Raw genomic sequence first — 21,576 nt, forward strand, 5'->3', positions numbered from 1 at the left:
GCGCGGGGAACTGCGCGCCCAGGCATCTACGGCGCCGCAACCGGCAACGGCGTGGGGGAGGGTTGCAACCCGGACTCCGCTGCCGAGTGCGGCAGAGTGCGGCGCCGGCCGCTCAGTTCCCCGCGCCCCTTGCCTGCGCCTGCGGCGCTACGCCCGGGGGGGTGGCCTACTGCTCGTAGCGGGAGACCAGCGGGGGGTGGCCGTTCCAGGTGACGAAGAGGGAGGAGTCGGAGGAGCCCTGCTGGAAGTCGACCCGGAACCACTCCGCGGAGCGGTAGACATGCATGGACCAGCCCGCGTTCGGCACCGCCGAGACCACGCTCGCCGACGAGGCCCCGAGCGAGACGGCGACCCGCCCGCCCCGCAGCTGGTAGCTCTTGACGGATCCGGAGTCGCTCGGGCTCGCACTCGGCCGCGCGGAGGCGGGCGCGGAAGAGGGCGCCGCCTTGTGCGTCGCCGTCCGCGAGGACTCCGGCGCGGGCCGCCGCACCGCCTCGCCGACCGCCGGCGGCAGTGTGCTCTCGCTCGGCGAGCCGGACGGCAGCGCCACCGCCGCGGCCCCCGTCCCCGGGTCCCGCAGGACGCTGTGCACGCCCAGCCAGGACAGTGAGACGGCGGCTCCCGTGGCCACCGCCCACGCTCCTCCGCGGACCAGTCCTCTGCGCATGGCGTCCCATCGTGCCATGCCGCGCCCGACCAGGCGCTCCCGTCCGCCGTGTACCGTGACGCCCCATGGCAACCGTGCTAGTGGTCGAGGACGATCCGTTCGTCCGTTCCGCCCTGATCCGGCATCTGACCGACACCGGCCACGCCGTACGCAGCGTCGGGACCGCGCTGGAGGCGCTGCGCGAGGTCTCCCGGATCGGCTGCGACGTGGTGATCCTCGACCTCGGCCTGCCGGACCTGGACGGGGCCGAGGCGCTGAAGATGATCCGCGGGGTCACCGATGTCCCGGTGATCATATCCACCGCCCGGGACGACGAGGCCGAGATCGTCAAGCTGCTCAACGACGGCGCCGACGACTACCTGGTCAAGCCGTTCTCCGGGGACCACCTCAGCGCCCGGATGGGCGCCGTGCTGCGCCGCGCCGGCGCCGCCGCGGCCGGCGGCCAGCCGAACGGCACCGTCCTCGCCGTCGGCGGCCTGCGCATCGACGTCCAGCGCCGGGAGGCCGCCCTGGACGGCGAGCAGCTCGACCTGACCAGGCGCGAGTTCGACCTGCTGGCCTTCCTCGCCGCCCGCCCCGGAGTGGTGGTGCCCCGCCGCGAGCTCCTCGCCGAGGTCTGGCGCCAGCCGTACGGCGGGGACCAGACCATCGACGTCCACCTCTCCTGGCTGCGCCGGAAGCTCGGCGAGACGGCCTCCCGCCCGCGCTACCTCCACACCGTGCGGGGGGTCGGGGTGCGGCTGGACGACCCGGCGGCGCCGGCACCGGGGGCCGGCGCGTGAGATGGGCCCTGGTCCGGGTCTCCGTGGCGGTGACCACGATGGTGGCCCTGGCCTTCCTCGTCCCGCTCGGCCTGATGGTCCGGGAGACCGCCCGCGACCGCGCGTACACCGAGGCCGAGCGGCAGGCCGCCGCGATCGGCCCGGCACTCGCCATCACCACCGACCCGGCCTCCCTCCAGCGGGCCGTCGCCAGCACCGAGGACGGCTCAGACGGGCTGGCCGTGCACATCCCGGCCTCGGCGGGGAGTTCCGGCCGGGCCGCCGACATCGGCCACCCGCGGGCCGGCGCCGACCAGATCGCGGCCGCCGAGCGGACCGGGGACTCGGTACGGGTGCCGGTGCGCGGCGGGCTCGCCTACCTCCAGCCGATCGCGGTCGGCGGCGGCGGGGTCGCGGTGATCGAGGTGTTCATCCCGAACGCGGCCCAGACGCAGGGCGTGGTGACCGCCTGGGTGGTGCTCACCGGGGTCGCGCTGGCGCTGGTGCTGATCTCGGTCGCGGTCGCCGACCGCCTGGGCACCCGGATCGTCGGCTCGGCCCGCCGGCTGTCCGACGCGGCGCGCGCCCTCGGCGAGGGCGACCTGGCGGTGCGGGTACCGGAGGAGGAACCCGGCACCCCGCCCGAACTGCGGGACGCCGCCGGAGCGTTCAACAGCATGGCCGGACGCGTCGTGGAACTGCTGGCCGCGGAGCGGGAGTTGGCGGCGGACCTGTCACATCGGCTGCGCACCCCGCTGACCGTGCTGCGGCTGAACGCCGCCTCGCTGGGCGGCGGGGTCGCCGCGGAGCAGACCCGGCACGCGGTCGAGCAGCTGGAGGGCGAGGTGGACCGGATCATCCGCACCGCGCGGGAGCGCAGCCGCAGCCTGGCCGGCCTGAACGGAACGGCCGGCGGCGGCGAGGGCGGCGGGCCCGCCGGAGCGGCCGGGCCGGCCGGAGCGGCCCCGGTGCCGGCCGGGCGGTGCGACGCGGCGGAGGTGATCCGCGAGCGGGCCGGGTTCTGGTCGGCGCTGGCCGAGGACGAGGGCCGGCAGTGGCGTCTGGCCGGGGCCGACCGGCCGTGCGCGGTGCCGGTGCCGGCGTCCGAGCTGACCGCGGCGCTGGACGCGCTGCTGGGCAACGTCTTCCGGCACACCCCGGTCGGGACGGCGTACGCGGTGGACGTCCATCCGACCGACGACGGGGTGATCGTGCTGGTCTCGGACGCCGGGCCGGGGATACCGGACCCGGAGGCGGCGCTGCGGCGCGGCCACGGGGACGGCGGGGCCGGGTCGACCGGGCTCGGCCTGGACATCGTGCGGCGGGTCGCCGAGAGCACGGGCGGCGAGGTCGGGGTCGGCCGCAGCGTCCTCGGCGGGGCGGAGGTCCGGATGCGCCTGCAGACCGCGCGCACCGTCGGGGTGCCCCGGCGGGCACGCCGGGCCGCCCGGGCGGGGGGCTCCCTTAAACGTGGCCTAAAGGGAGGCTACGCCTCCCTGAGCAGGGGGGCCGGGGGCTCCCGGCGGCGGTAGCGTCTCTCGCGGCCGGACCGAGACGCGGGCCCCACCCCGCCTCGGGTCCCCCACTCCGGCCCCCAGTCGAGCACCGTGGAGGTACCCCCCGCAATGACCCCCCACCAGCGCACCCCCGGTCACCGCCGCCGCTCCCGCCGCAAGGCGGTGATCGGCGCGACCGTCGCCTCCGCCGCGGTCGTCGGCGGGACCGTGATCGCCGTCGCGAGCAATGCCAGCGCCGCCACGGTGGGTGCGAGCTATCAGACCACCAGCAGCTGGGATGCCGGCTACAGCGCGCAGTACACGATCGCCAACACCTCGTCGAGCACCCTCGACGGCTGGACGCTGACCTTCACCCTGCCCTCCGGGGACCGGATCAGCTCGCTCTGGAACGGCAGCTACACCGTCAGCGGCCAGACCGTCACGGTCAAGCCGGCGAGCTGGAACAGCAGCGTCCCCGCCGGATCCTCGGTCGAGGTCGGCTTCGTCGCCGACGGCGCCGACCCGACCGCGCCGAGCGCCTGCACGGTCAACGGCACCAGCTGCACCGCCGGCGGCGGGAGCGGCGGGAGCGGCGGGAGTCCCAGCACCGCCCCCAGCGTCAGTGCGAGCGCCGCTCCCAGTGCCCCGGCGAGTGCGAGCCCCAGCGCCGGTACGAGTGGCGGTGCCACCGCCGGCGCGTCCGCGAGCGGCCCGGCCTCCGCCGGCAGCGGCAGCGGGACGGACGCCGGTTTCTCGCCCTACGTGGACACCTCGCTCTACCCGCCGTTCAGCCTGACGGACGCTCAGAAGGCCGCCGGTGTGAAGGACTTCAACCTCGCCTTCGTCACCGCGGGCGGCGGCTGCACCCCCGAGTGGGGCGGTGTCACCGCCCTCGGCAGTGACAGCGTGGCGAGCCAGATCGGCGCCCTCCGCTCGGCCGGCGGCGACGTGCGGGTCTCCTTCGGCGGGGCCAACGGCACCGAGCTGGGCGACTCCTGCTCCTCCGCCGGCACCCTGCAGGCCGCGTACCAGAAGGTGATCGACGCCTACAAGCTGACCAAGGTCGACTTCGACATCGAGGGCGCCGCCCTCTCCAACACCGCCGACATCACCAAGCGCGACCAGGCGATAGCCGGCCTGCAGAAGGCGAACCCGGGGCTGGAGGTCTCCTACACCCTGCCGGTGCTGCCCACCGGCCTCACCCAGGCCGGGGTGGACCTCCTCACCGACGCCAAGAAGCAGGGGGTGGCCGTCTCCGCGGTCAACGTCATGGCCATGGACTACGGGGACAGCGCGGCGCCCAGCCCCTCCGGCAAGATGGGCCAGTACGCGATCGACTCGGCCACCGCCACCCAGGCCCAGGTGAAGAGCGTCTTCGGCTACGACGACGCGACCGCCTGGAAGCACGTCGCGGTCACCCCGATGATCGGCGTCAACGACACCAGCGACGAGGTCTTCACCGTCTCGGACGCCGCCCAGCTGGCGAGCTTCGCCAAGAGCAAGGGCCTGGCCTGGCTCTCCATGTGGTCTGCCACCCGCGACAAGCAGTGCGCCGGCGGCGCCCAGTCCTACGCCGACGCCACCTGCAGCTCGGTCACCCAGAGCCAGTGGGACTTCAGCAAGGCACTCAACGGCTGAGCCCGCTCCCGGACGCGGCCGGTCCCCCGTAGCCCGTGGGTCCCCACGGCGGGGCCGCCGCCGCGACCCGGCCCCCGCCGCCCTGCCCGCGGCGGGGGCCGTGGCCTCTGCGCGTCCCTCCGCGGCCCTCCGCGTCCTCGCCGGGTGCCGGAGGACCGCTCCCGCCGCCCGGCGTTCCGCTTCCCGACGCCTCCCGGCCGGTGCGCCGCCATCCGCCCGCTGGAATGATGGACGCGGATGCGGAACGACATCGGTTAGGGTCACGCAGGGTCGGCGAAGAGGAGAGTTTGCGTGACGGTCCTGAAGTGGGGCGAGGCCGGAGACGAGACCCAGGGGGAGGGCTCCGGCGGGGGGGACGGGCAGCCGCAGCCGCGGCCGGACCGCGGCCGGCCGGACGGCGGGCCGAGCCCGGCCGCCCGGCTGCTGGCACCGCTGCTGGCACCCGTGGCCGAGATCAGGAACGCCCTCCGGGACGCGCCCCGGCGGGCCACCCTGCGGGCGGCCGGCATCGCCGTGCTCTCGCTCCTCGCCTATTTCCTCGTCCGGCACCTGGTCAAGGTGTCCATGGTCGACATGGTGGTGTACCGCGCCGAGGGCAGCGCCGTGAAGAACGGCCAGGACCTCTACGACATGCGGGTCACCCAGTGGAACCTGCCCGCCACCTACCCGCCGTTCGCCGCCCTCCTCTTCACGCCGACCGCCTGGCTGCCGATCCCGCTGTTGAGGGTCCTGGTGACCGGCGCGAACGTGCTGCTGCTGGGCGGCTTCTCGTTCCTCTCCACCCGGCTCGCCGACTGGCCCCGGCGCGAGCTGCGGCCCGTCGCCGTGCTGCTCGCCGCCGGCCTCGGCGTCTGGCTGGAGCCGATCTGGACCACCTTCCGCTACGGCCAGGTCAATCTGATCATCGGCTGCCTGGTGCTGTGGGACCTCACCCGCCCGGACGGCCACCGCGGCAAGGGCATCGGCATCGGCATCGCCGCCGGGCTCAAGCTCACCCCGGGGCTGTTCGCCGTCTGGCTGCTGCTCACCGGCCGGGTCCGGGCGGCCTGCACGGCCGCCGCCACCGGGGTCGGCACCATGCTGGTCGGCTGGCTGCTGCTGCCGAGGGCCTCGCTCTCCTTCTGGACCAAGGACATCTTCGACACCAGCCGGGTCGGCAAGGTCTGGATCGTCGACAACCAGTCGATCCGCGGTGTCGTCTGCCGCTTCCTCCACACCACCGAGCCCGGCACGGCGGGGCTGGTCGCCGCCGCCTGCTGCGGGGTGCTCGGCCTCGGCGTCGCGGTCGGCTGGTCGCGGTACGGGGCGCGGCTGCGCAGCGCGCGCGGGGAGGCGTGGGGGGCCATCGCCTGCGCCGTCACCGCGCTGCTGATCTCGCCGATCAGCTGGTCGCACCACTGGGTGTGGGTGCTGCCGATGATCGTGCTGCTGATGTCCGAGGCGGCCCGGGAGGCCCGGGCGCCGGAGGCCGTCCGGCACCTCCGGTGGCGGGTGGCGACCGGGCTGGCCATCGCCGCCTGCGTCAGCTTCTGCCTGTGGATAGTGCCGCGAAAGGGCGACCTGGACCTCCACCAGAAGCTCTGGGAGCAGCCGTTCACGGCCGTCTACCCGCTGGTCGGCCTGGCCTTCCTGCTGCTCGCCGGGGAGCTGCTGCGGCGCGAGCTGCGCCGGGTGCGCGGACCGTGGCCGGGCCGGCCGCTGCTGCCGCATCCGCGGGCGAACGCGGCCGCCGCCGGGCCGGCCGGGCCGGATCGGACGGGGCGAGCGGATCAGGCGGAGCAGGCGGAGCAAGCGGCTCAGGCGGATCAGATGGAGAAGTCCCCGCCGTCGTCGTAACCCTGGTCGTCGTAGCCGCCCTGGTCCTGGTCCTCGTAGCCGTCGAAGAAGCCCCCGGCGTCCGGGTTCACGCCCTCGGTGTTCTCGACGTAGGTGTTGTTCTCGACGATCTCGGGGCGGCGGTCGTCGTCGTCCAGCATCTCGTTCAGCAGCGCGCCGCCGACCAGCCCGGCCACCCCCGCGCCGACCACCGCTCCGGTGCTGTGGCCGTGGCGCTGGTGCGGGTAGTCGCCGCCCGGGTAGCCGTAGCCCTGCGGGTAGCCGCCGCCGTAGCCCTGCTGGCCGCCGTAGCCCTGCTGGACGCCCGGGCCGGCCTGCGGGTAGCCGTTGGGGGCGGCGCCCTGCGGCAGGTAGTACGGCGGCTGGGCGCTCTGCACCCGCTGGCCGCAGGCCACGCAGGTCTGGATCGGACGGGGCACGCCCCACTGCGGAACCCACGTCACCGTCGTCGAGCCCGGGCCGTGTGACGGATCGAAGAAGCAGGTCATGGCGTACCTCCACATTCGGTGCTACGTCGCGATCCTGACCGATCCGGGGGGTGAAGTCCAGGCGGCCTGGCAGCGGCGGAGGTTGACTGTGCGTCAATTCACGTGCGGAGAACTCACCCCGACGAGCGATCAGTACTCGGTGAGGAGCTCGGCCAGCTCGCGATCCAGGTCCAGCGACTGGTGCTCCCGGCCCGACGGGATCAGGCGAAGGGCCTTCTCCAGCCACTCCGCGACCGGTTCGGCCGGAGCCTCCAGCAGCGCGTCGCCGGCCGGGGAGCTCAGCGCCAGGCAGATCAGCCCGCGCCGGCCGGAGCGGGTCGGCCAGACCCGCACGTCCCCGTGGCCGCAGGCCCGGAAGACCCCCTCGATCAGCAGCTCCCGGGAGAAGACCCAGTGCACCGGGGAGTCCGAGCCGAGGTGGAAGGTGAAGTGCACCGCGTACGGATCGTCCGTGCGGTAGGAGAGCAGCGCCGGCACCGGCACGCTGTCCTCCGGCGACAGCACCAGCTGCACCTCGAGCTCCTGCTCCACCACGTTCTTCATCGGCGGGTGCTTGGGCATCGCCGGGCTCCTCTCTGTACCGGCCCCGGGCCCCTGCGGTCCCCCGGGGCCACCGCCACGCCTCCGTCGCAAGGAGAGAGCGGGCCCGGTGGAGGCTCTTACACCGGTTTCGAGAAATTTCTCCGGTCGGACGTACTACGCTGGGTGTCTGCCCGGCGACCCGGAGTGCGGTCGGCCGGTACTCAGTTCTCGGTTCTCCCAGGTGGTTTCCTCCCCCATGACGGCCGACCCCCCGTTCGACCCCGTCCTCGGCGCCGCTCCGGGCTACTATCCGGACCCGTCCGTGCCCGGATACGTCCGGTACTGGGACGGCGGGTGGGTGCCCGGCACCAGCCGGCCCGCCCCGGGCCCCGGCCAGCGGCTCGACCCGCCGGCCGCGGCGCTTCGGCGCGGCGTCTCGCTGCGCCATCCGAACGCCGCCCCCGAGGGCTTCGGCGCGCCCGTGAGTTCGGAGCAGTCCGGGGTCCTCTACCTGGACGGGACGCTGCCCGGGGGCGTCGGCCTCACCCTGTCTCCCGCCGAGCCGGAGCCGGAGCCGGAGGCACCGGAGTGGGAAGGGCCGGAGTGGGAAGGGCCGGGGTCGCAGGTCGATGGCGGTGGCGCGGAGGCCCCGCCGCTGACCGGGAGTTGGCGGGTGGCCCCGCCGTCGCCCGCGCAGCGCGAGCTGCCGCCGGCGCCCTCCCCGGCCTCGGGGCCGCAGGCGCTGCCCTCGGCGCCGCCCGCGCCGAGGCGGGGCGGCGGCGCGGACTCGGGTGCCGCCTCCGTCGCCGAGGAGTGGTCGCGGCCGGCGCCGGAGCAGCACAGCCGCGAGTGGTCGTCGGGGCCGCAGCCGCGAGCCGCGCGCGAGCACCGGCCGAGCGCCGAGCCGTACGACGACGGTCCGGGTACTCCGGCGGGCGGTTCGGCCTTCCACGGCGCCGAGACCTCCTCGGGGGAGATCCCGGTCGCCGGGGCGGCGCGGGTGTCCAGCGGCACCGGCTCCTGGCCGGGCGCCGCGACCGCTCCGCCGCCCGGCGCCGGACCCGGCTCCCGGTCCAAGCGGCTCCGGCCCACGCCCTACGCCCAGCGGGTCTCCTGGGGGGCGGAGGAGGAGCAGGCGGAGGCCCGGGCCCGAGCCCGGGCGCTGGAGGCGGCGCCCGGACCTTCCGCCGCTCCGGCTCCGACTTCGCCGGCGCCGGCGCCGGAGGCCACGCCCGCGGCCGACTCCGTTCCCGCCCCTGCGGCCGCACCTGCACCGCCACCCGCACCAGCACCTGCCCCCGCTCCCGCCGCCACTCCCCGTCCTGCGGTCGCCGCCACCCCCACCCCCGCCCCCCGGTCGCGGAACGCGGCGGCCCGCAAGCGGCGCCCCGCGCCGGCCCCGTACGGGCGGCGGATGTTCGCACGCCTGGTCGACACAGCCGTGGTGTGGACGGCGCTCGCCGTCTACATCGCCCTCCCGCTGTACGACTCGGTCGCACGGCACATCCAGCTGAAGATCGCCGCCGCCCACACCTCCTACGGCGGCGGCATCACCCGGGTCTGGCTGGTGGACGGCACCGTGCTGCGGGCCGCCGGCATGCTGCTGCTGGCGCTGTTCGGCGCCGGGCTGCTCTACGAGGCACTGCCGACGGTGATGTTCGGTCGCACCCTCGGCAAGGCGCTCTGCGGGCTGCGGGTGGTCGACGCGGCCTCCGGCCGCCGGCCGGGCTTCCGCCGCGGGGTGCTGCGCTGGCTGTCGCACCAGCCGCTGCTGCTGGTGCTCCTCGCCCCGTTCGCCCTGATCGGCTCCGTGTGCGACCGGCCGCTGCGCCGGAGCTGGCCGGACCGGGTGGCGCGGACCTATGTGGCCGGCTCGGCCCGCCGGGACGGAGGCTGACCTCCCGGTCCTCTCCGTCTCTCCGGTCCTCTCCGTCCTCTCGGCCGAATGGCGGGGGCGCCGGGTCGGCGCGGTCGCGGTCCGTGATCGACCCCGCCCGGATGGTGTACTCGGAGCCATGAGCACTACCGAGCCCGGAGACCGTGACGGCGATCGCGGGTACGGAGAGCAGCCGCCGCCCGCGGCCCCACCGCCGCCCTCGGCCCCGCCGCCCCCGCCCCCGCCGTCCCAGCCCTCCTTCGGCGAGATGCCGCCGCCCGACCAGCCGGGCCCCGGACGGGGCTACGGCCCGGGGCCCGGGTCCGGCGGCGAACCGCCGATCGCGGGGATGCCGCCGCTGGGCGGGCTCTTCCGGCGCGTCGTCGCACGGTTCGTGGACGGCGTGCTGATGGCGATCGTCTCCGGGATCATCGTGGTGGCCGGCGGCTGGCAGCACTCGTTCGACTCCGGCGGGGCCGGCTCGGTCTGGGTCGGCATCCTCACCTCGGTGCTGTACTGGGTGTACGACGCGCTGATGATGATGTACTGGCGCGGCCAGACGGTCGGCAAGCGGCTGATGCGGATCCGGGTGGCGATGCTCGCCGACGGCCGCGTCCCGGCGCCGGGCGCCGCCTGGGTGCGCGCCGCGGTCTACGCGCTGCCCAGCATCATCAGCTGCATCGGCGAGCTGTTCTGGCTGGTCAACGTCCTGTGGTGCACCTGGGACCGGCCGTTCCGGCAGTGCCTCCACGACAAGGCGGCCAAGACCGTGGTGGTCAGCACCGCCTGAGTCCGCGCCTGACGCCCTGCCCGGCTCCGTGCCGGCTCGGTGCCGGCTCAGTGGCGTGCGGTCTCCGAGACCAGCGGCGCGCCCCCGTGGCTGCCGGCCCGCTGGCCGGGCACCCGGCCCCGGCGCGGCTCGTCCGGCCGGCCCTCCGCCGCCGCCCCGGCGCGGCCTCCGGTGCGGTGCCCTCCGACGCGCCGCCCGGGGGGCGGGGCGCCGCAGCCCGGCGCGGCCTGCCGATCGCCAGCGCGGTCGCCGTGGTGGCGAGCAGCAGCACGCCCACCACCAGGACGCTGATCGCCGGCACGCTGTCGGTCCCGGTGAAGGCCAGCGCCGCCACCGTGACGAGGACGACGGCGAGGGTCCCGATGCAGATCTGAGCAGATGTGGGGCGCGCCATGAGGGTTCCGCCTTCATGAGGGGCCGACGGGGTCGCAGCGGAGCCGGCGCACCGGGCCCGGCGGGAAGAACCGGACGGCCCGTCAACTCCTGTCCTGGATCTACCCGTTGGTATGCGGAATGACCCGTCGTCCGGCGTCCTGCCGGTGCACGGGGGGCGCACGGCATCACACCGGCGGGCGGACGGCCCCCGCGGCCCCCGTCCGGGAGGGCTCAGCCGAGTACGATCGGCGTCCCCGTCAGCGTCACCCCGGCCGCCTGGAGCTCGTCCAGCGCCCGCTCGGTGGTCTCCTTGGCCACGCCGGCCGTGAGGTCGAGCAGGACCCGGGTGGTGAACCCCTCCCGGACGGCGTCCAGCGCGGTCGCCCGGACGCAGTGGTCGGTGGCGATCCCGACCACGTCGACCTCGGTGATCCGGCGCTCTCGCAGCCACTCGGCCAGCCCCCGGCCGTTCTCGTCGGCCCCCTCGAAACCGCTGTACGCGGCCGCGTGGGCGCCCTTGTCGAAGACCGCCTCGACGGCGCCCGAGGTCACCGCGGGGGCGAAGTTGGGGTGGAAGCCGACGCCCTCCGTACCGGCCACGCAGTGCGGCGGCCAGGTGCGGACGTAGTCCGGCGCGTCCGGCGGCCGGGCGAAGTGGTCGCCCGGGTCGACGTGGCAGTCCCGGGTGGCGACCACATGGTCGTATCCGGCCGCACGCTCCGCCACCAGGTCGGTGATGGCCGCGGCCACCTCCGCGCCTCCGGTGACAGCGAGGCTGCCGCCTTCGCAGAAGTCGTTCTGCACATCGACGACGATCAGTGCCCGTTGCATGGTGGTACCTCGCTGATCCGAAATCAGAGGCGGGTCACGGTCCGGAGCCTACGGACCCGGCGTGCCCGCAGGGAAGAGGTGGTACGCCACCTGCCGCACCCCGCACACGCAGGGCGGACGGGCCGCGCGCCCCCTGCGCCCCGCCGCCGGGCGTCCGGGCCGCAGGCGGCGGCGCCGGTCACCCTCCGGAGTAGTACTCGGTGGGGATCACCGGCTCGCCGCGGGAGAGCTGCGCCGCCGAGATCGGCAGCCGGTCCAGCGAGGCCCGGTGCCGGTCCCGGGCCGCCGAGAGCGGCTCCCGGCCGACGATCCGGCCCTCGCTCACCAGCGGCACCTGCAACTGGTGCGCCGCCAGGTCGTCGGGGACCGGCCCGGTGCCGATCACCTCGGCCTCGGCCACCCCCTCCGCGTCCGGCCGGCGGGCGCCCCACTTGCGGCCGCCGCGGCTGGACTTGGCGCCCGCCGAGCGCTTCGCCACCGGCACCAGCGGCGCGTCCGGGTCGTTCGAGGAGGCCCTGGCCACCAGCTTGTACACCATCGAGCAGGTGGGGTAGCCGCTGCCGGTGACCAGCGAGGTGCCGACCCCGTAAGCGTCCACCGGGGCCGCGCCGAGGGCGGCGATCGCGTACTCGTCCAGGTCGCTGGTGACGGTGATCCGGGCCTTGCCCGCGCCGGCCTCGTCCAGCTGCTTCCGCACCCGGTGGGCGAGGAGCAGCAGGTCGCCGGAGTCGATCCGGACCGCGCCCAGCTCGGGGCCGGCCACCTCGACGGCGGTCTGCACCGCCTCGCCGAGGTCGTAGGTGTCCACCAGCAGGGTGGTGTCCCGGCCCATCGACTCGACCTGCGCGGTGAAGGCGTCCCGCTCGGTGTCGTGCAGCAGGGTGAAGGCGTGGGCGCTGGTGCCCACGGTGGGGATGCCGTACCGGAAGCCCGCGTCCAGGTCGGAGGTGGCCGCGAAGCCCACCACATAGGCGGCCCGGGCCGCGGAGACGGCGGCGAGCTCGTGGGTGCGCCGGGCGCCCATCTCCAGGAGCGGGCGGCCGGCGGCGGCGTTCACCATCCGGGAGGCCGCGGCGGCGATCGCCGAGTCGTGGTTGAGGATGGAGAGGACGACGGTCTCCAGGATCACCGCCTCCGCGAAGGTCCCCTCGACCGTCATGATCGGGGAGCCGGGGAAGTAGCACTCGCCCTCCGGATAGCCGTACACCGATCCGGTGAAGCGGTAGTCGGAGAGCCAGGAGAGGGTCGCGTCGTCCACCACCCGCTGGTCGGCGAGGAAGTCCAGCACCGGGGTGTCGAAGCGGAACGCCTCGATGGCGTCCAGCACCCGGCCGACGCCGGCCGTGACCCCGTAGCGGCGGCCGTCCGGGAGGCGGCGGGTGAAGACCTCGAAGACCGAGCGGCGGTGCGCCGCCCCGCTGCGCAGCGCGGCCTGCAGCATCGTCAGCTCGTAGCGGTCCGTCAGCAGCGCGGTGCTGGGCGCGTGCGGGCCGTTCCGGCCGTTGCCCGCGGCGGCGGAGGGCGAGGGGGCGGAGGTGGTGCCGGTGTCCATGCAGATGATGCTACCGCCAGTAGTCGTCAGTCTGACGATTTCTCCGCAGGGACTCGCCAGACCTCCGGGTTCGCCTGGTATTCGCCCGGATGGCAGCATGGGCGCAGGAGCCCCTGGAGCGGGGAGTCCCCTTCGAACTGGAGCTGGAAGCCGTGAGCGTTGCACCGGTGGAGACCGAGCGCACCGAGGAGACCTCGGAGCCGATGTCGGTGCCCGCGCCGGACACTCCCTGGGTGACGATCGTCCACAACGACCCGGTCAACCTGATGAGTTACGTCGTGTACGTCTTCCAGACCTATTTCGGCTATTCCAAGGACAAGGCGCGCAAGCTGATGCTGGACGTCCACCACAAGGGCCGCGCCGTGGTGTCCAGCGGCTCCCGCGAGGAGATGGAGCGGGACGTCCAGGCCATGCACGGCTACGGGCTCTGGGCCACCCTCCAGCACGACCGCTGACCTCGTTCGTACCTCGTACGGAGACCTCACTCACCTCATGGCCGGACTCTTCGAACCCGCCCCCGACGGAGGAGCGGCGATCGCCCTCGACTCCGTCGAGATCTCGATCCTCCGCAACCTCACCGCCCAACTGCTCGAACTGATCGGCCCAGGACCGGGCGCCGCCGAGGGCCCGGACGGCCCCGGGGCCGACGCCGACCCGCTGGCCGCGCTCTTCGCCGACGGCCCCACCAAGCCCCCCGCCGATCCCGCGCTGGCCCGGCTCTTCCCCGACGCCTACCGCCCGGACGCGCTCGGCGAGGGGCCGGAGTCGGCGGACGAGGCCGCGGCCGCCTCCGCCGAGTTCCGCCGCTACACCGAGAACGACCTGCGGGCCAGGAAGCGCGAGGACGGACTCGCGATGATCCGGACCCTGGACGCGGCCTCCGCAGGCGCGGCCGGCGGCGGCGGGGCCGTCGTCCGGCTCGGCGCCGAGGACTGCGGGCACTGGCTCGGCGCCCTCAACGACCTCCGGCTCACCCTCGGCAGCCGGCTGGAGATCGACGACGACGAGAGCACCGAGATCTACGAGCTCGCGGACGACGACCCGCGCAAGCCGCTGGCCATGGCGTACCTCTGGCTGGGCGGGCTCCAGGAGACGCTGCTCGAGGTCCTGATGGGCTGAGCGCGCCGGCGGGCGGGCCGGCGGGCGGGGCCGCGGTGGCCGGAGGCCGCCCCAAGCCGCCGGAGGTCGCCGGAGAGCCGCTGGAGGTCGCCGGAGGGCCGCCTTGCCCGGCGGCATACTCTGACCGCATGACGCTGAGGATCACCACCGCCCTGCGCGACGCCATCGTGGAGCACGCCCGCCGGGACCACCCCGACGAGGCCTGCGGCGTGATCGCCGGGCCCGCCGGGAGCGACCGGCCCGAGCGGTTCATCCCGATGCTGAACGCGGCCCGGTCGCCCACCTTCTACGAGTTCGACTCCGCCGACCTGCTCAAGCTCTACCGGGAGATGGACGACCGGGACGAGGAGCCGGTGGTGGTCTACCACTCGCACACCGCCACCGAGGCGTACCCGTCCCGCACCGACATCTCGTACGCCTCCGAGCCGGCCGCCCACTACGTGCTGGTCTCCACCGCCGAGTGCGGGAACGACGAGGGGCCGGTCAGCTTCCGGTCGTTCCGTATCGTGGACGGAGAGGTCACAGAGGAAGACGTGGACCTCGTCGAGGCCTACCAGGGCTGAGCCCGGGGCCGGGCCCGGCCGCTCAACGGCGCGGGTTCCGGCCGCCTCCTCCCGCATCGCGAGATGTGATCGTCCACCCCTCGGGACGGGCATGCCGGAAGCGGGGCGGGAATCCATATGATGAGCCCATGCGTTCTGTCGATGTGAGCATTTCCGCCCCGGGGACCCGGCTCGTGGCGCGGCTGCACGTCGACCTGTGCCGCCTCGCCAGCGCGATCTGTCGCCCTGACGCCACCGCCGCGCGCTGAGCCGCCGCGCCCCGCCGCGGGCGGCACCCCGGGCGGCATCTCGGGGGCGGGCCACCCACCCTCCGCGCACCGCCGCTCGCCGAAGCCGCCACCGCCGACTCGGCGAGACCCGAACCAAGCCCCCGGAGCGGGGCGACCACCGGCTGCCGACAGCCCCGGCAGCCTCCTGACAACGCCTCAGTCTTAGGAGAGCGCACCATGGCCATCGAGGTCCGCATTCCGACCATCCTCCGCACCTACACCGACGGCGCCAAGGCCGTCGAGGGCAGCGGCGACACCCTGGACTCGCTCTTCAACGACCTGGAGGCCCGCCATGCGGGACTGCGCGACCGCCTGGTGGACGGCGGCGAGCTGCGCCGGTTCGTGAACGTCTACCTGAACGACGAGGACGTCCGCTTCCTGGAAGGCATCAACACCACGGTCAAGGACGCCGACGTGGTCACCATCCTCCCGGCCGTGGCCGGCGGATCCCGCTGAGCGCAGGGCACCTACCCATGCGCTACGAGAGCCCCCTTCAGGCGGTCGGCAACACCCCGCTGGTCGGCCTGCCCCGGATCTCCGCCGAGATCGACGGCAACGAGTCCGGAGACGTACGGATCTGGGCCAAGCTGGAGGACCGGAACCCGACCGGCTCGGTCAAGGACCGCCCCGCCCTCAACATGATCGAACGCGCCGAGGCGGAGGGCAGGATCAGCCCCGGCGACACCATCCTCGAACCGACCAGCGGCAACACCGGCATCTCCCTCGCCATGGCGGCCAAGCTCAAGGGCTACCGGATGGTGTGCGTGATGCCGGAGAACACCTCCGAGGAGCGGCGCGAGCTGCTCCGGATGTGGGGCGCCGAGGTCATCCCCTCGCCCGCGGCCGGCGGCTCCAACACCGCCGTCCGGGTCGCCAAGGAACTGGCCGAGGAGCACCCGGACTGGGTGATGCTCTACCAGTACGGCAACGCGGACAACGCCGGCGCGCACTACTCCGGCACCGGGCCGGAGATCCTCGCCGACCTGCCGACCGTCACCCACTTCGTGGCCGGCCTGGGGACCACCGGGACGCTGATGGGCGTCGGCCGGTACCTGCGGGAGAAGGTCCCCGGAGTGAAGATCGTCGCGGCCGAGCCGCGCTACGACGACCTGGTCTACGGGCTGCGCAACCTCGACGAGGGGTTCGTCCCCGAGCTGTACGACGCCGAGGTGCTGACCACCCGGTACTCGGTGGGGTCGGCGGACGCCGTGCGCCGCACCCGTGAACTCCTCCAGCTGGAGGGGATCTTCGCGGGGATCTCCACGGGGGCGGCGCTGCACGCCGCCTGCGGCGTGGCGCGGAAGGCGGCGACGGCGGGCGAGCGGGCCGACGTGGTCTTCGTCGTGGCCGACGGCGGGTGGAAGTACCTGTCGACGGGCGTCTACACCGCGGAGACGACCGAGGCCGCGATCGAGACCCTGCAGGGCCAGCTGTGGGCCTAGCGCTGCGCAGGGGGCGCCAGGGCAAGAGCGCCCCTTGGTGGGACTCCGGTGGGCGCTGATACTTTGTCAGTTTCCTGATGTGGAACTGTCACGGAACGTCGACAGCGGACAATCATGGACAAGCGGTCTCGTTGAGCCGGGCGAGTCTGGCCCTGCCGGAAAGAACGGCAGGTCGAACGCCCACTCCCGAGGAGGCTGCTATGAGTTCGAGGAACGACGAGCTCTGGTCCTATGTGGAGATCGCCGCCCACATCGGCGTCAAGACCGAGACGGTCCGGTCCTACCGCCGGCACGGCCTCCTACCCCAGCCCGATCGCACCGATCGCCTCGGGCATCCACGCTGGTACCCCCAGACGATCCGGGACTGGGCCGGGAGCCGCCCCGGAAACCGCGGCTGAGATCCGAACGGCTGACCCGGCGGGGACTCGCGTTCCCGCCGGGTGCCCCTCCGGGGCGCGCGAGCCCCGTCCGTCCTGGTGATTCCTGACACACCGCAGCTGGCCACCCGTGGTGCAGCCCCCGCGCCACCGTACCCTCGACGCCAAGGACCTGATGGCCGGCGGAGCACGCGGGAGAAGCGGGATGAAACTGACCGTGGTGGGGAGCGCCGGAAGCTTCCCCGCTGTCGACTCGCCCTGCTCCAGTTACCTGGTCGAGGCCGACGGCTACCGGCTCCTCATGGACCTCGGCAACGGCGCCCTCGGCGCCCTCCAGAAGCACGCCGGCCTCTACGACATCGACGCCGTCCTCCTCAGCCACCTCCACGCCGACCACTGCGTGGACATGTGCGCCTACTACGTCGCCCGCAACTACCGGGTCGAGGGCTGCCCGGACCCGGTCCCGGTCTACGGCCCGCACGGCACTCCCGAGCGGCTGGCCCGCGCCTACGACATGGACGAGCACCCGGGGATGAAGGAGGTCTTCGACTTCCGCACCCTGGAGGACGGCGTCTTCGACCTGGGCCCGCTGCGGGTGACCGCCGCCCGGGTGGCCCACCCGGTGGAGGCGTTCGGCTTCCGCGTCGAGCACGCCGGCCGGGTGCTGACCTACTCCGGCGACACCGGACCCTGCCCGGCCCTGGCCGAACTCGCCCGGGACGCCGACCTGTTCCTCTGCGAGGCCTCCTTCACCGACGGCAAGGAGGACATCCCCGACCTCCACCTCAACGGCCGGGAGGCCGGCGAGATCGCCGCCCGGGCCGGCGCCCGCCGCCTGGTGCTGACCCACATCCCGCCGTGGACCGACCCCGAGCGGAACCGCGCCGACGCGGAACGCGCGTACGCCGCACCGGTCGGGCTGGCCCGGCCGGATACGGTGTACGAGATCTGATCTTGTGACGCTCCGTCAGGAGACGCTCTCGGCGGCGGGGTCCTCGTCCTCCCGGCCGGGGGTCTTGAGGTCGAACTTCGCGATGGCGAAGCGGAAGACCGCGTAGTACACCACGCCGAAGACCAGTCCCACCGGGATCAGCAGCCACGGCTTGGTGTCCAGATGCCAGTTGACCACGTAGTCGATCAGGCCGGCCGAGAAGCTGAACCCCGCGTGGATGCCCAGCGCCCAGGTGACCGCCATCGACACCGCGGTGAGCACGGCGTGGATCGCGTACAGCACCGGTGCGATGAACATGAAGGTGAACTCGATCGGCTCGGTGACACCGGTGACGAACGAGGTCGCGGCCATCGAGAGCATCATGCCGAGCACCTCCTTGCGGCGGTGCGGCTTGGCGGCGTGGGCGATCGCCAGCGCGGCGGCCGGCAGGCCGAACATCATGATCGGGTAGAAGCCGGTCATGAACTGGCCGGCGGAGTGGTCGCCGTTCATCCAGCGGGTCAGGTCGCCCTGGAACACATGGCCGCCGGCGTGGAAGGTGCCGGCCTGGAACCACATGAAGGTGTTCACGAACTGGTGCATCCCGATCGGGATCAGCAGCCGGTTGATCAGGCCGAAGATGCCGGAGCCGGCCGCGCCGAGGCCGATCAGCCAGTCGGAGACGTGGTTGAGGGCGTCGCCTACCGGGCCCCAGACGACACCGAAGAGGATGCCGAGCGCGGTGCCGATGAAGGCCATCAGGATCGGCACCAGGCGGCGGCCGTTGAAGAAGCCCAGCCAGTCCACCAGCCGGGTGCGGTGGTACCGCTGCCAGACCACCGCGGTGATCAGGCCGATGATGATGCCGCCGAGGACGCCGGGGTTGATCGGGCTGCCTGACGGGGCCTCGGCGGTGACGGTGCCGGGGATCGGCGGAAAGGCCGTCAGGACGTTGTGGTAGACGAGGAAGCCGGCCACCGCGGCGAGGGCGGTGGAGCCGTCGGCCTTCTTGGCGAAGCCGATGGCCACGCCTATGCAGAAGAGGAGCGGCAGGCCGAGGCCGCCGTCCAGGATGCCGCTGCCGGCGGCGAGGAAGATCTTCGAGACCCGGGTCCAGAAGTCGTCGTGGAGGTAGCCGCCGATGAGGTTGCCGACACTCACCAGGAGGCCGGCCGCGGGCAGGACGGCGATGGGGAGCTGCAGGCTGCGGCCGACCTTCTGCAGTCCCTGGAACAGGCCGGAGCCGCGCTTCTTCGCGGGAGCTGCGGGGGCGGTGGCCGCCGGGGCGGTCGTCGAACTCATGGACTTCCTTGTCAGAGAGTACTGGTCTAAACCACTCAGTGGTTTAGACCAGCTTTCTAACACGGCGCCCGCCCGCGCGGGAACCCCGGACCTGGGAGAAGGCCCTGGTCCGGGCCAACCGTTAGTCCTTCGTGATGGAGGCCTCCCGGGACTCGTCCTCGTCCTCGCGGCCGGGGGTCTTCAGGTCGAACCGCTTGATCACGAAGAGGAAGAGGAAGTAGTAGACCGCCGCGAAGCAGGCGCCGATCGGCAGGATCAGCCACGGTTTGGTCGCCAGGCTCCAGTTGATCACGTAGTCGATCAGACCGGCCGAGAAGCTGAATCCGGCGTGCACCCCGAGGGCCCAGGTCACCCCCATCGACACGCCGGTCAGCAGGGCGTGGATGCCGTACAGCGCCGGGGCCACATAGAGGAAGGAGTACTCGATCGGCTCGGTGACGCCGGTGACCAGGGAGGTCAGTGCCATCGAGATCATCATGCCGGTCACCTCCTTGCGGCGATGCGGCTTGGCGCAGCGGGCGATCGCCATCGCCGCGGCCGGCAGCGCGAACATCATGATCGGGAAGAAGCCGGACTGGAACTGGCCGGCCGTCGGGTCGCCGTGGAGGAAGCGGGTGATGTCGCCGTTGTAGGTCACCCCGCCCTTGGTGAACGAGCCGAACTGGAACCAGAGGAAGGTGTTGAGGAACTGGTGCATGCCGATGGTCAGCAGCGCCCGGTTCGCCACCCCGTAGATCCCGGAGCCGATCGAGCCCCGGTCGCTCATCCACTGCGCGAAGGACTGCAGACCGTCCCCGATCGGCCCCCAGATCAGCAGGCAGAGGACGGCGAAGCAGATGGCCACAGCCGACATGATGATCGGCACCAGCCGGCGGCCGTTGAAGAAGCCCAGCCAGTCCACCAGCTTGGTGCGGTGGTACCGCACCCAGAACCACGAGGTCAGCAGCCCCAGGATGATCCCGCCGAAGACGCTCGGGTTCTGGTACGTGGCCGGGGCGGCGGTGCCGTGGGGATCGACGCAGACGCCGCCGAGGCCGGCCGAGGCGAAGGTCTGGCCAGCGGGGCAGTCCTGCGGGAACTGGTGGAGGACGGTGTAGTAGACGAGGAACGCCGCCACCGCCGCCAGGCCGGTCGAGCCGTCCGACTTCTTCGCCATGCCGATCGCGACGCCGACACAGAAGAGGAGGGGCAGGCCCAGCGAGGAGTCCAGCAGCGCGGAGCCCGCGCCGGCCAGCACCTTGGCCACGTTGTCCCAGCCGAGCCCGTCCGTGCCGAAGATGTCCGGCTGGCCGAGGCGGTTCAGGATGCCGGCCGCGGGCAGCACCGCGATCGGCACCTGGAGGCTGCGGCCCATCTTCTGCAGACCGTTGTAGAAGCTCTGCCAGAAGTGGCGTCCGCCTGACGGGGCTGTCGCGCTGGAGGCACTCATCGGCGCTCGTCTCCGATCCCGCTGGCTGCGGTTATTCTTTGGTGGTGTAGACCAGTCGGCCTGGGCGACGGCAGTCCGAGCCGCCGTACAGGCCATCGTCGGGTGCGCACGAGGCCGGGTCGGCGACAACACGCTGGCATTGCGCCGACCGTGGGTTACCGTGACGAATCAGGAGAACCCCGGCATGTCGGGGGAAACCTGGTCCATGAGGACAACGGTGTTCGGAAACAGGAGAAGCGCATGGCCAGCAAGGCTGAGAAGATCGTCGCCGGGCTCGGCGGCATCGACAACATCGACGAGATCGAGGGCTGCATCACCCGGCTGCGCACCGAGGTCCACGACGCGTCCAAGGTCGACGAGGCCGCGCTGAAGGCCGCCGGGGCGCACGGCGTCGTCAAGATGGGCACCGCGATCCAGGTCGTCATCGGCACCGACGCCGACCCGATCGCCGCCGACATCGAGGACATGATGGAGTGACCTCCCGCCGGCTCCCGGCCCAGGGCCCGCGACCGCAGGACACCCTCTGCGGACGCGGGCCCTCGGCGCTGCCGGGACACCGGAACGGATAGGCTCATTTGCCATGTCACGCATCGATGGCCGCACCCCCGACCAACTCCGCCCGATCAGCATCGAACGGGGCTGGAGCAAGCACGCCGAGGGCTCCGTGCTCGTCTCCTTCGGAGACACCCGGGTGCTCTGCACCGCCAGCTTCACCGAGGGCGTCCCGCGCTGGCGCAAGGGCAGCGGGGAGGGCTGGGTCACCGCCGAGTACTCCATGCTGCCCCGCTCCACCAACACCCGCGGCGACCGCGAGTCCGTGCGCGGCCGGATCGGTGGGCGTACCCACGAGATCTCCCGCCTGATCGGGCGCTCGCTGCGCGCCGTCATCGACTACAAGGCGCTCGGCGAGAACACCGTGGTACTGGACTGCGACGTCCTCCAGGCGGACGGCGGGACCCGGACCGCGGCCATCACCGGAGCGTATGTGGCGCTGGCCGACGCGGTCGGCTGGGCGAAGACGAAGAAGCTGGTCAAGCCCAAGGCCGAGCCGCTAACCGGTGCGGTGAGCGCGGTCAGCGTCGGCATCATCGACGGGGTGCCGATGCTCGACCTCTGCTACGAGGAGGACGTCCGGGCCGAGACCGACATGAACATCGTCTGCACCGGGGACGGCCGGTTCGTCGAGGTGCAGGGCACCGCGGAAGGCGCGCCGTTCGACCGTTCGCTACTGGACCGGCTGCTCGACCTGGGCGTGCTGGGCTGCGGCGAGCTGGACGCGGTGCAGCGCAAGGCGCTGGAGGGCTGAGCAGTC

The 21,576-nt window shown here is 73.3% G+C and carries 24 protein-coding genes; 17 read left to right on the plus strand and 7 right to left on the minus strand.

The window, feature by feature from the left end; genetic code table 11:
- Positions 1–166: 166 nt before the first annotated feature.
- Positions 167–631, minus strand: a complete 465-nt coding sequence (locus BS73_RS24470) for a hypothetical protein (RefSeq protein WP_235215514.1) — start codon at positions 629–631, stop codon at positions 167–169.
- A 101-nt stretch (positions 632–732) separates the two neighbouring features.
- Between BS73_RS24470 and BS73_RS24475 the strand changes: the two genes are divergently transcribed.
- The 4 genes from BS73_RS24475 to BS73_RS24490 all read left to right on the plus strand — a co-directional run bounded on the left by BS73_RS24475 (position 733) and on the right by BS73_RS24490 (position 6,398).
- The gene (locus tag BS73_RS24475) at positions 733–1,449 is read left to right on the plus strand and encodes a response regulator transcription factor (RefSeq protein WP_084704328.1); all 717 of its coding nucleotides are present in this window, start codon (positions 733–735) and stop codon (positions 1,447–1,449) included.
- Positions 1,446–2,960: a sensor histidine kinase gene (locus tag BS73_RS24480; RefSeq protein ID WP_037575956.1), complete on the plus strand. Its 1,515-nt coding sequence runs from the start codon at positions 1,446–1,448 to the stop codon at positions 2,958–2,960. Before BS73_RS24475 ends, BS73_RS24480 begins: the two co-directional genes overlap by 4 nt.
- A gap of 93 nt (positions 2,961–3,053) precedes the next feature.
- Positions 3,054–4,562, plus strand: coding sequence for a glycoside hydrolase family 18 protein (locus BS73_RS24485; RefSeq protein ID WP_037575959.1), 1,509 nt, complete (start codon positions 3,054–3,056; stop codon positions 4,560–4,562).
- 291 nt (positions 4,563–4,853) lie between these two features.
- Entirely contained in the window at positions 4,854–6,398 is a 1,545-nt protein-coding gene (locus BS73_RS24490) for a glycosyltransferase 87 family protein (RefSeq protein WP_063837060.1), read from the plus strand.
- Here the strand turns inward: BS73_RS24490 and BS73_RS24495 are convergent.
- Together BS73_RS24495 and BS73_RS24500 are read right to left on the minus strand one after the other, a co-directional pair.
- Positions 6,368–6,886 carry a hypothetical protein gene (locus BS73_RS24495; protein ID WP_063837061.1) on the minus strand — a complete coding sequence of 173 codons (519 nt, stop codon included), beginning with the start codon at positions 6,884–6,886 and terminating at the stop codon, positions 6,368–6,370. The two genes, BS73_RS24490 and BS73_RS24495, sit on opposite strands and share 31 nt — an antisense overlap.
- 129 nt (positions 6,887–7,015) lie before the next feature.
- Positions 7,016–7,429 (minus strand): SsgA family sporulation/cell division regulator, encoded by a 414-nt coding sequence (locus tag BS73_RS24500; RefSeq protein WP_084704864.1) that lies wholly within the window; start codon positions 7,427–7,429, stop codon positions 7,016–7,018.
- Between the two features lie 235 nt (positions 7,430–7,664).
- Here BS73_RS24500 and BS73_RS40465 point away from each other — a divergent pair, with 235 nt between their 5' ends.
- From BS73_RS40465 to BS73_RS24515, 3 genes are all read left to right on the plus strand, one after another.
- Positions 7,665–9,305, plus strand: coding sequence for an RDD family protein (locus tag BS73_RS40465; protein ID WP_037575962.1), 1,641 nt, complete (start codon positions 7,665–7,667; stop codon positions 9,303–9,305).
- Between the two features lie 118 nt (positions 9,306–9,423).
- Positions 9,424–10,074 carry an RDD family protein gene (locus BS73_RS24510; protein WP_084704329.1) on the plus strand — a complete coding sequence of 217 codons (651 nt, stop codon included), beginning with the start codon at positions 9,424–9,426 and terminating at the stop codon, positions 10,072–10,074.
- 86 nt (positions 10,075–10,160) lie between these two features.
- Positions 10,161–10,448 (plus strand): hypothetical protein, encoded by a 288-nt coding sequence (locus BS73_RS24515; protein WP_037575965.1) that lies wholly within the window; start codon positions 10,161–10,163, stop codon positions 10,446–10,448.
- A gap of 232 nt (positions 10,449–10,680) precedes the next feature.
- Here the strand turns inward: BS73_RS24515 and BS73_RS24520 are convergent, their stop codons facing one another.
- Together BS73_RS24520 and BS73_RS24525 are read right to left on the minus strand one after the other, a co-directional pair.
- Positions 10,681–11,280 (minus strand): nicotinamidase, encoded by a 600-nt coding sequence (locus BS73_RS24520; RefSeq protein ID WP_037575967.1) that lies wholly within the window; start codon positions 11,278–11,280, stop codon positions 10,681–10,683.
- Between the two features lie 178 nt (positions 11,281–11,458).
- Positions 11,459–12,721, minus strand: coding sequence for a nicotinate phosphoribosyltransferase (locus BS73_RS24525; RefSeq protein ID WP_235215726.1), 1,263 nt, complete (start codon positions 12,719–12,721; stop codon positions 11,459–11,461).
- A 314-nt stretch (positions 12,722–13,035) separates the two neighbouring features.
- On the opposite strand from BS73_RS24525, the gene clpS reads away from it, so the two are divergent.
- The 8 genes from clpS (at position 13,036) to BS73_RS24560 (ending at position 17,554) form a co-directional block, all read left to right on the plus strand.
- Positions 13,036–13,287 carry an ATP-dependent Clp protease adapter ClpS gene (clpS, locus tag BS73_RS24530; RefSeq protein WP_235215727.1) on the plus strand — a complete coding sequence of 84 codons (252 nt, stop codon included), beginning with the start codon at positions 13,036–13,038 and terminating at the stop codon, positions 13,285–13,287.
- A gap of 37 nt (positions 13,288–13,324) precedes the next feature.
- Positions 13,325–13,951 carry a DUF2017 domain-containing protein gene (locus tag BS73_RS24535; protein ID WP_037575970.1) on the plus strand — a complete coding sequence of 209 codons (627 nt, stop codon included), beginning with the start codon at positions 13,325–13,327 and terminating at the stop codon, positions 13,949–13,951.
- A gap of 128 nt (positions 13,952–14,079) precedes the next feature.
- Positions 14,080–14,514: a Mov34/MPN/PAD-1 family protein gene (locus tag BS73_RS24540; protein WP_037575973.1), complete on the plus strand. Its 435-nt coding sequence runs from the start codon at positions 14,080–14,082 to the stop codon at positions 14,512–14,514.
- Between the two features lie 128 nt (positions 14,515–14,642).
- A complete protein-coding gene (locus tag BS73_RS39905) occupies positions 14,643–14,762 on the plus strand; it encodes a putative leader peptide (protein WP_322987292.1) in 120 nt (39 codons plus the stop codon).
- A 198-nt stretch (positions 14,763–14,960) separates the two neighbouring features.
- Positions 14,961–15,239: a MoaD/ThiS family protein gene (locus BS73_RS24545; protein ID WP_037575982.1), complete on the plus strand. Its 279-nt coding sequence runs from the start codon at positions 14,961–14,963 to the stop codon at positions 15,237–15,239.
- Positions 15,240–15,256: 17 nt separating this feature from the next.
- A complete protein-coding gene (locus tag BS73_RS24550; RefSeq protein ID WP_037575993.1) occupies positions 15,257–16,225 on the plus strand; it encodes a PLP-dependent cysteine synthase family protein in 969 nt (322 codons plus the stop codon).
- A gap of 200 nt (positions 16,226–16,425) precedes the next feature.
- The gene (locus BS73_RS24555) at positions 16,426–16,623 is read left to right on the plus strand and encodes a MerR family transcriptional regulator (protein ID WP_037575995.1); all 198 of its coding nucleotides are present in this window, start codon (positions 16,426–16,428) and stop codon (positions 16,621–16,623) included.
- A gap of 184 nt (positions 16,624–16,807) precedes the next feature.
- Entirely contained in the window at positions 16,808–17,554 is a 747-nt protein-coding gene (locus tag BS73_RS24560) for an MBL fold metallo-hydrolase (RefSeq protein WP_037575997.1), read from the plus strand.
- A gap of 15 nt (positions 17,555–17,569) precedes the next feature.
- Here BS73_RS24560 and BS73_RS24565 read toward each other — a convergent pair whose 3' ends face one another.
- Both BS73_RS24565 and BS73_RS24570 read right to left on the minus strand, forming a co-directional pair.
- Positions 17,570–18,835: a PTS transporter subunit EIIC gene (locus BS73_RS24565; RefSeq protein WP_037575999.1), complete on the minus strand. Its 1,266-nt coding sequence runs from the start codon at positions 18,833–18,835 to the stop codon at positions 17,570–17,572.
- Between the two features lie 121 nt (positions 18,836–18,956).
- Entirely contained in the window at positions 18,957–20,264 is a 1,308-nt protein-coding gene (locus tag BS73_RS24570) for a PTS transporter subunit EIIC (RefSeq protein ID WP_037576009.1), read from the minus strand.
- Positions 20,265–20,504: 240 nt separating this feature from the next.
- On the opposite strand from BS73_RS24570, the gene BS73_RS24575 reads away from it, so the two are divergent.
- Complete coding sequence (locus BS73_RS24575; RefSeq protein WP_037576013.1) at positions 20,505–20,741, plus strand: glucose PTS transporter subunit EIIB; 237 nt, start codon at positions 20,505–20,507, stop codon at positions 20,739–20,741.
- A 103-nt stretch (positions 20,742–20,844) separates the two neighbouring features.
- On the plus strand, positions 20,845–21,570 hold the full coding sequence (rph, locus tag BS73_RS24580; RefSeq protein WP_037576015.1) for a ribonuclease PH: 726 nt from the start codon (positions 20,845–20,847) through the stop codon (positions 21,568–21,570).
- The last annotated feature ends 6 nt before the right edge of the window (positions 21,571–21,576 follow it).

The organism is Phaeacidiphilus oryzae TH49, assembly GCF_000744815.1.
Taxonomy (GTDB): domain Bacteria; phylum Actinomycetota; class Actinomycetes; order Streptomycetales; family Streptomycetaceae; genus Phaeacidiphilus; species Phaeacidiphilus oryzae.

Coding starts and splice junctions, on each gene's coding strand:
- BS73_RS24475 (WP_084704328.1), top strand. CDS start 733: ATGGCAACCGTGCTAGTGGTCGAGGACGATCCGTTCGTCCGTTCCGCC.
- BS73_RS24485 (WP_037575959.1), top strand. CDS start 3,054: ATGACCCCCCACCAGCGCACCCCCGGTCACCGCCGCCGCTCCCGCCGC.
- BS73_RS24495 (WP_063837061.1), bottom strand. CDS start 6,886: ATGACCTGCTTCTTCGATCCGTCACACGGCCCGGGCTCGACGACGGTG.
- BS73_RS24500 (WP_084704864.1), bottom strand. CDS start 7,429: ATGAAGAACGTGGTGGAGCAGGAGCTCGAGGTGCAGCTGGTGCTGTCG.
- BS73_RS40465 (WP_037575962.1), top strand. CDS start 7,665: ATGACGGCCGACCCCCCGTTCGACCCCGTCCTCGGCGCCGCTCCGGGC.
- BS73_RS24510 (WP_084704329.1), top strand. CDS start 9,424: ATGAGCACTACCGAGCCCGGAGACCGTGACGGCGATCGCGGGTACGGA.
- BS73_RS24520 (WP_037575967.1), bottom strand. CDS start 11,280: ATGCAACGGGCACTGATCGTCGTCGATGTGCAGAACGACTTCTGCGAA.
- BS73_RS24525 (WP_235215726.1), bottom strand. CDS start 12,721: ATGCTGCAGGCCGCGCTGCGCAGCGGGGCGGCGCACCGCCGCTCGGTC.
- clpS (WP_235215727.1), top strand. CDS start 13,036: ATGTCGGTGCCCGCGCCGGACACTCCCTGGGTGACGATCGTCCACAAC.
- BS73_RS24535 (WP_037575970.1), top strand. CDS start 13,325: ATGGCCGGACTCTTCGAACCCGCCCCCGACGGAGGAGCGGCGATCGCC.
- BS73_RS24540 (WP_037575973.1), top strand. CDS start 14,080: ATGACGCTGAGGATCACCACCGCCCTGCGCGACGCCATCGTGGAGCAC.
- BS73_RS39905 (WP_322987292.1), top strand. CDS start 14,643: ATGCGTTCTGTCGATGTGAGCATTTCCGCCCCGGGGACCCGGCTCGTG.
- BS73_RS24545 (WP_037575982.1), top strand. CDS start 14,961: ATGGCCATCGAGGTCCGCATTCCGACCATCCTCCGCACCTACACCGAC.
- BS73_RS24550 (WP_037575993.1), top strand. CDS start 15,257: ATGCGCTACGAGAGCCCCCTTCAGGCGGTCGGCAACACCCCGCTGGTC.
- BS73_RS24555 (WP_037575995.1), top strand. CDS start 16,426: ATGAGTTCGAGGAACGACGAGCTCTGGTCCTATGTGGAGATCGCCGCC.
- BS73_RS24560 (WP_037575997.1), top strand. CDS start 16,808: ATGAAACTGACCGTGGTGGGGAGCGCCGGAAGCTTCCCCGCTGTCGAC.
- BS73_RS24565 (WP_037575999.1), bottom strand. CDS start 18,835: ATGAGTTCGACGACCGCCCCGGCGGCCACCGCCCCCGCAGCTCCCGCG.
- BS73_RS24570 (WP_037576009.1), bottom strand. CDS start 20,264: ATGAGTGCCTCCAGCGCGACAGCCCCGTCAGGCGGACGCCACTTCTGG.
- BS73_RS24575 (WP_037576013.1), top strand. CDS start 20,505: ATGGCCAGCAAGGCTGAGAAGATCGTCGCCGGGCTCGGCGGCATCGAC.
- rph (WP_037576015.1), top strand. CDS start 20,845: ATGTCACGCATCGATGGCCGCACCCCCGACCAACTCCGCCCGATCAGC.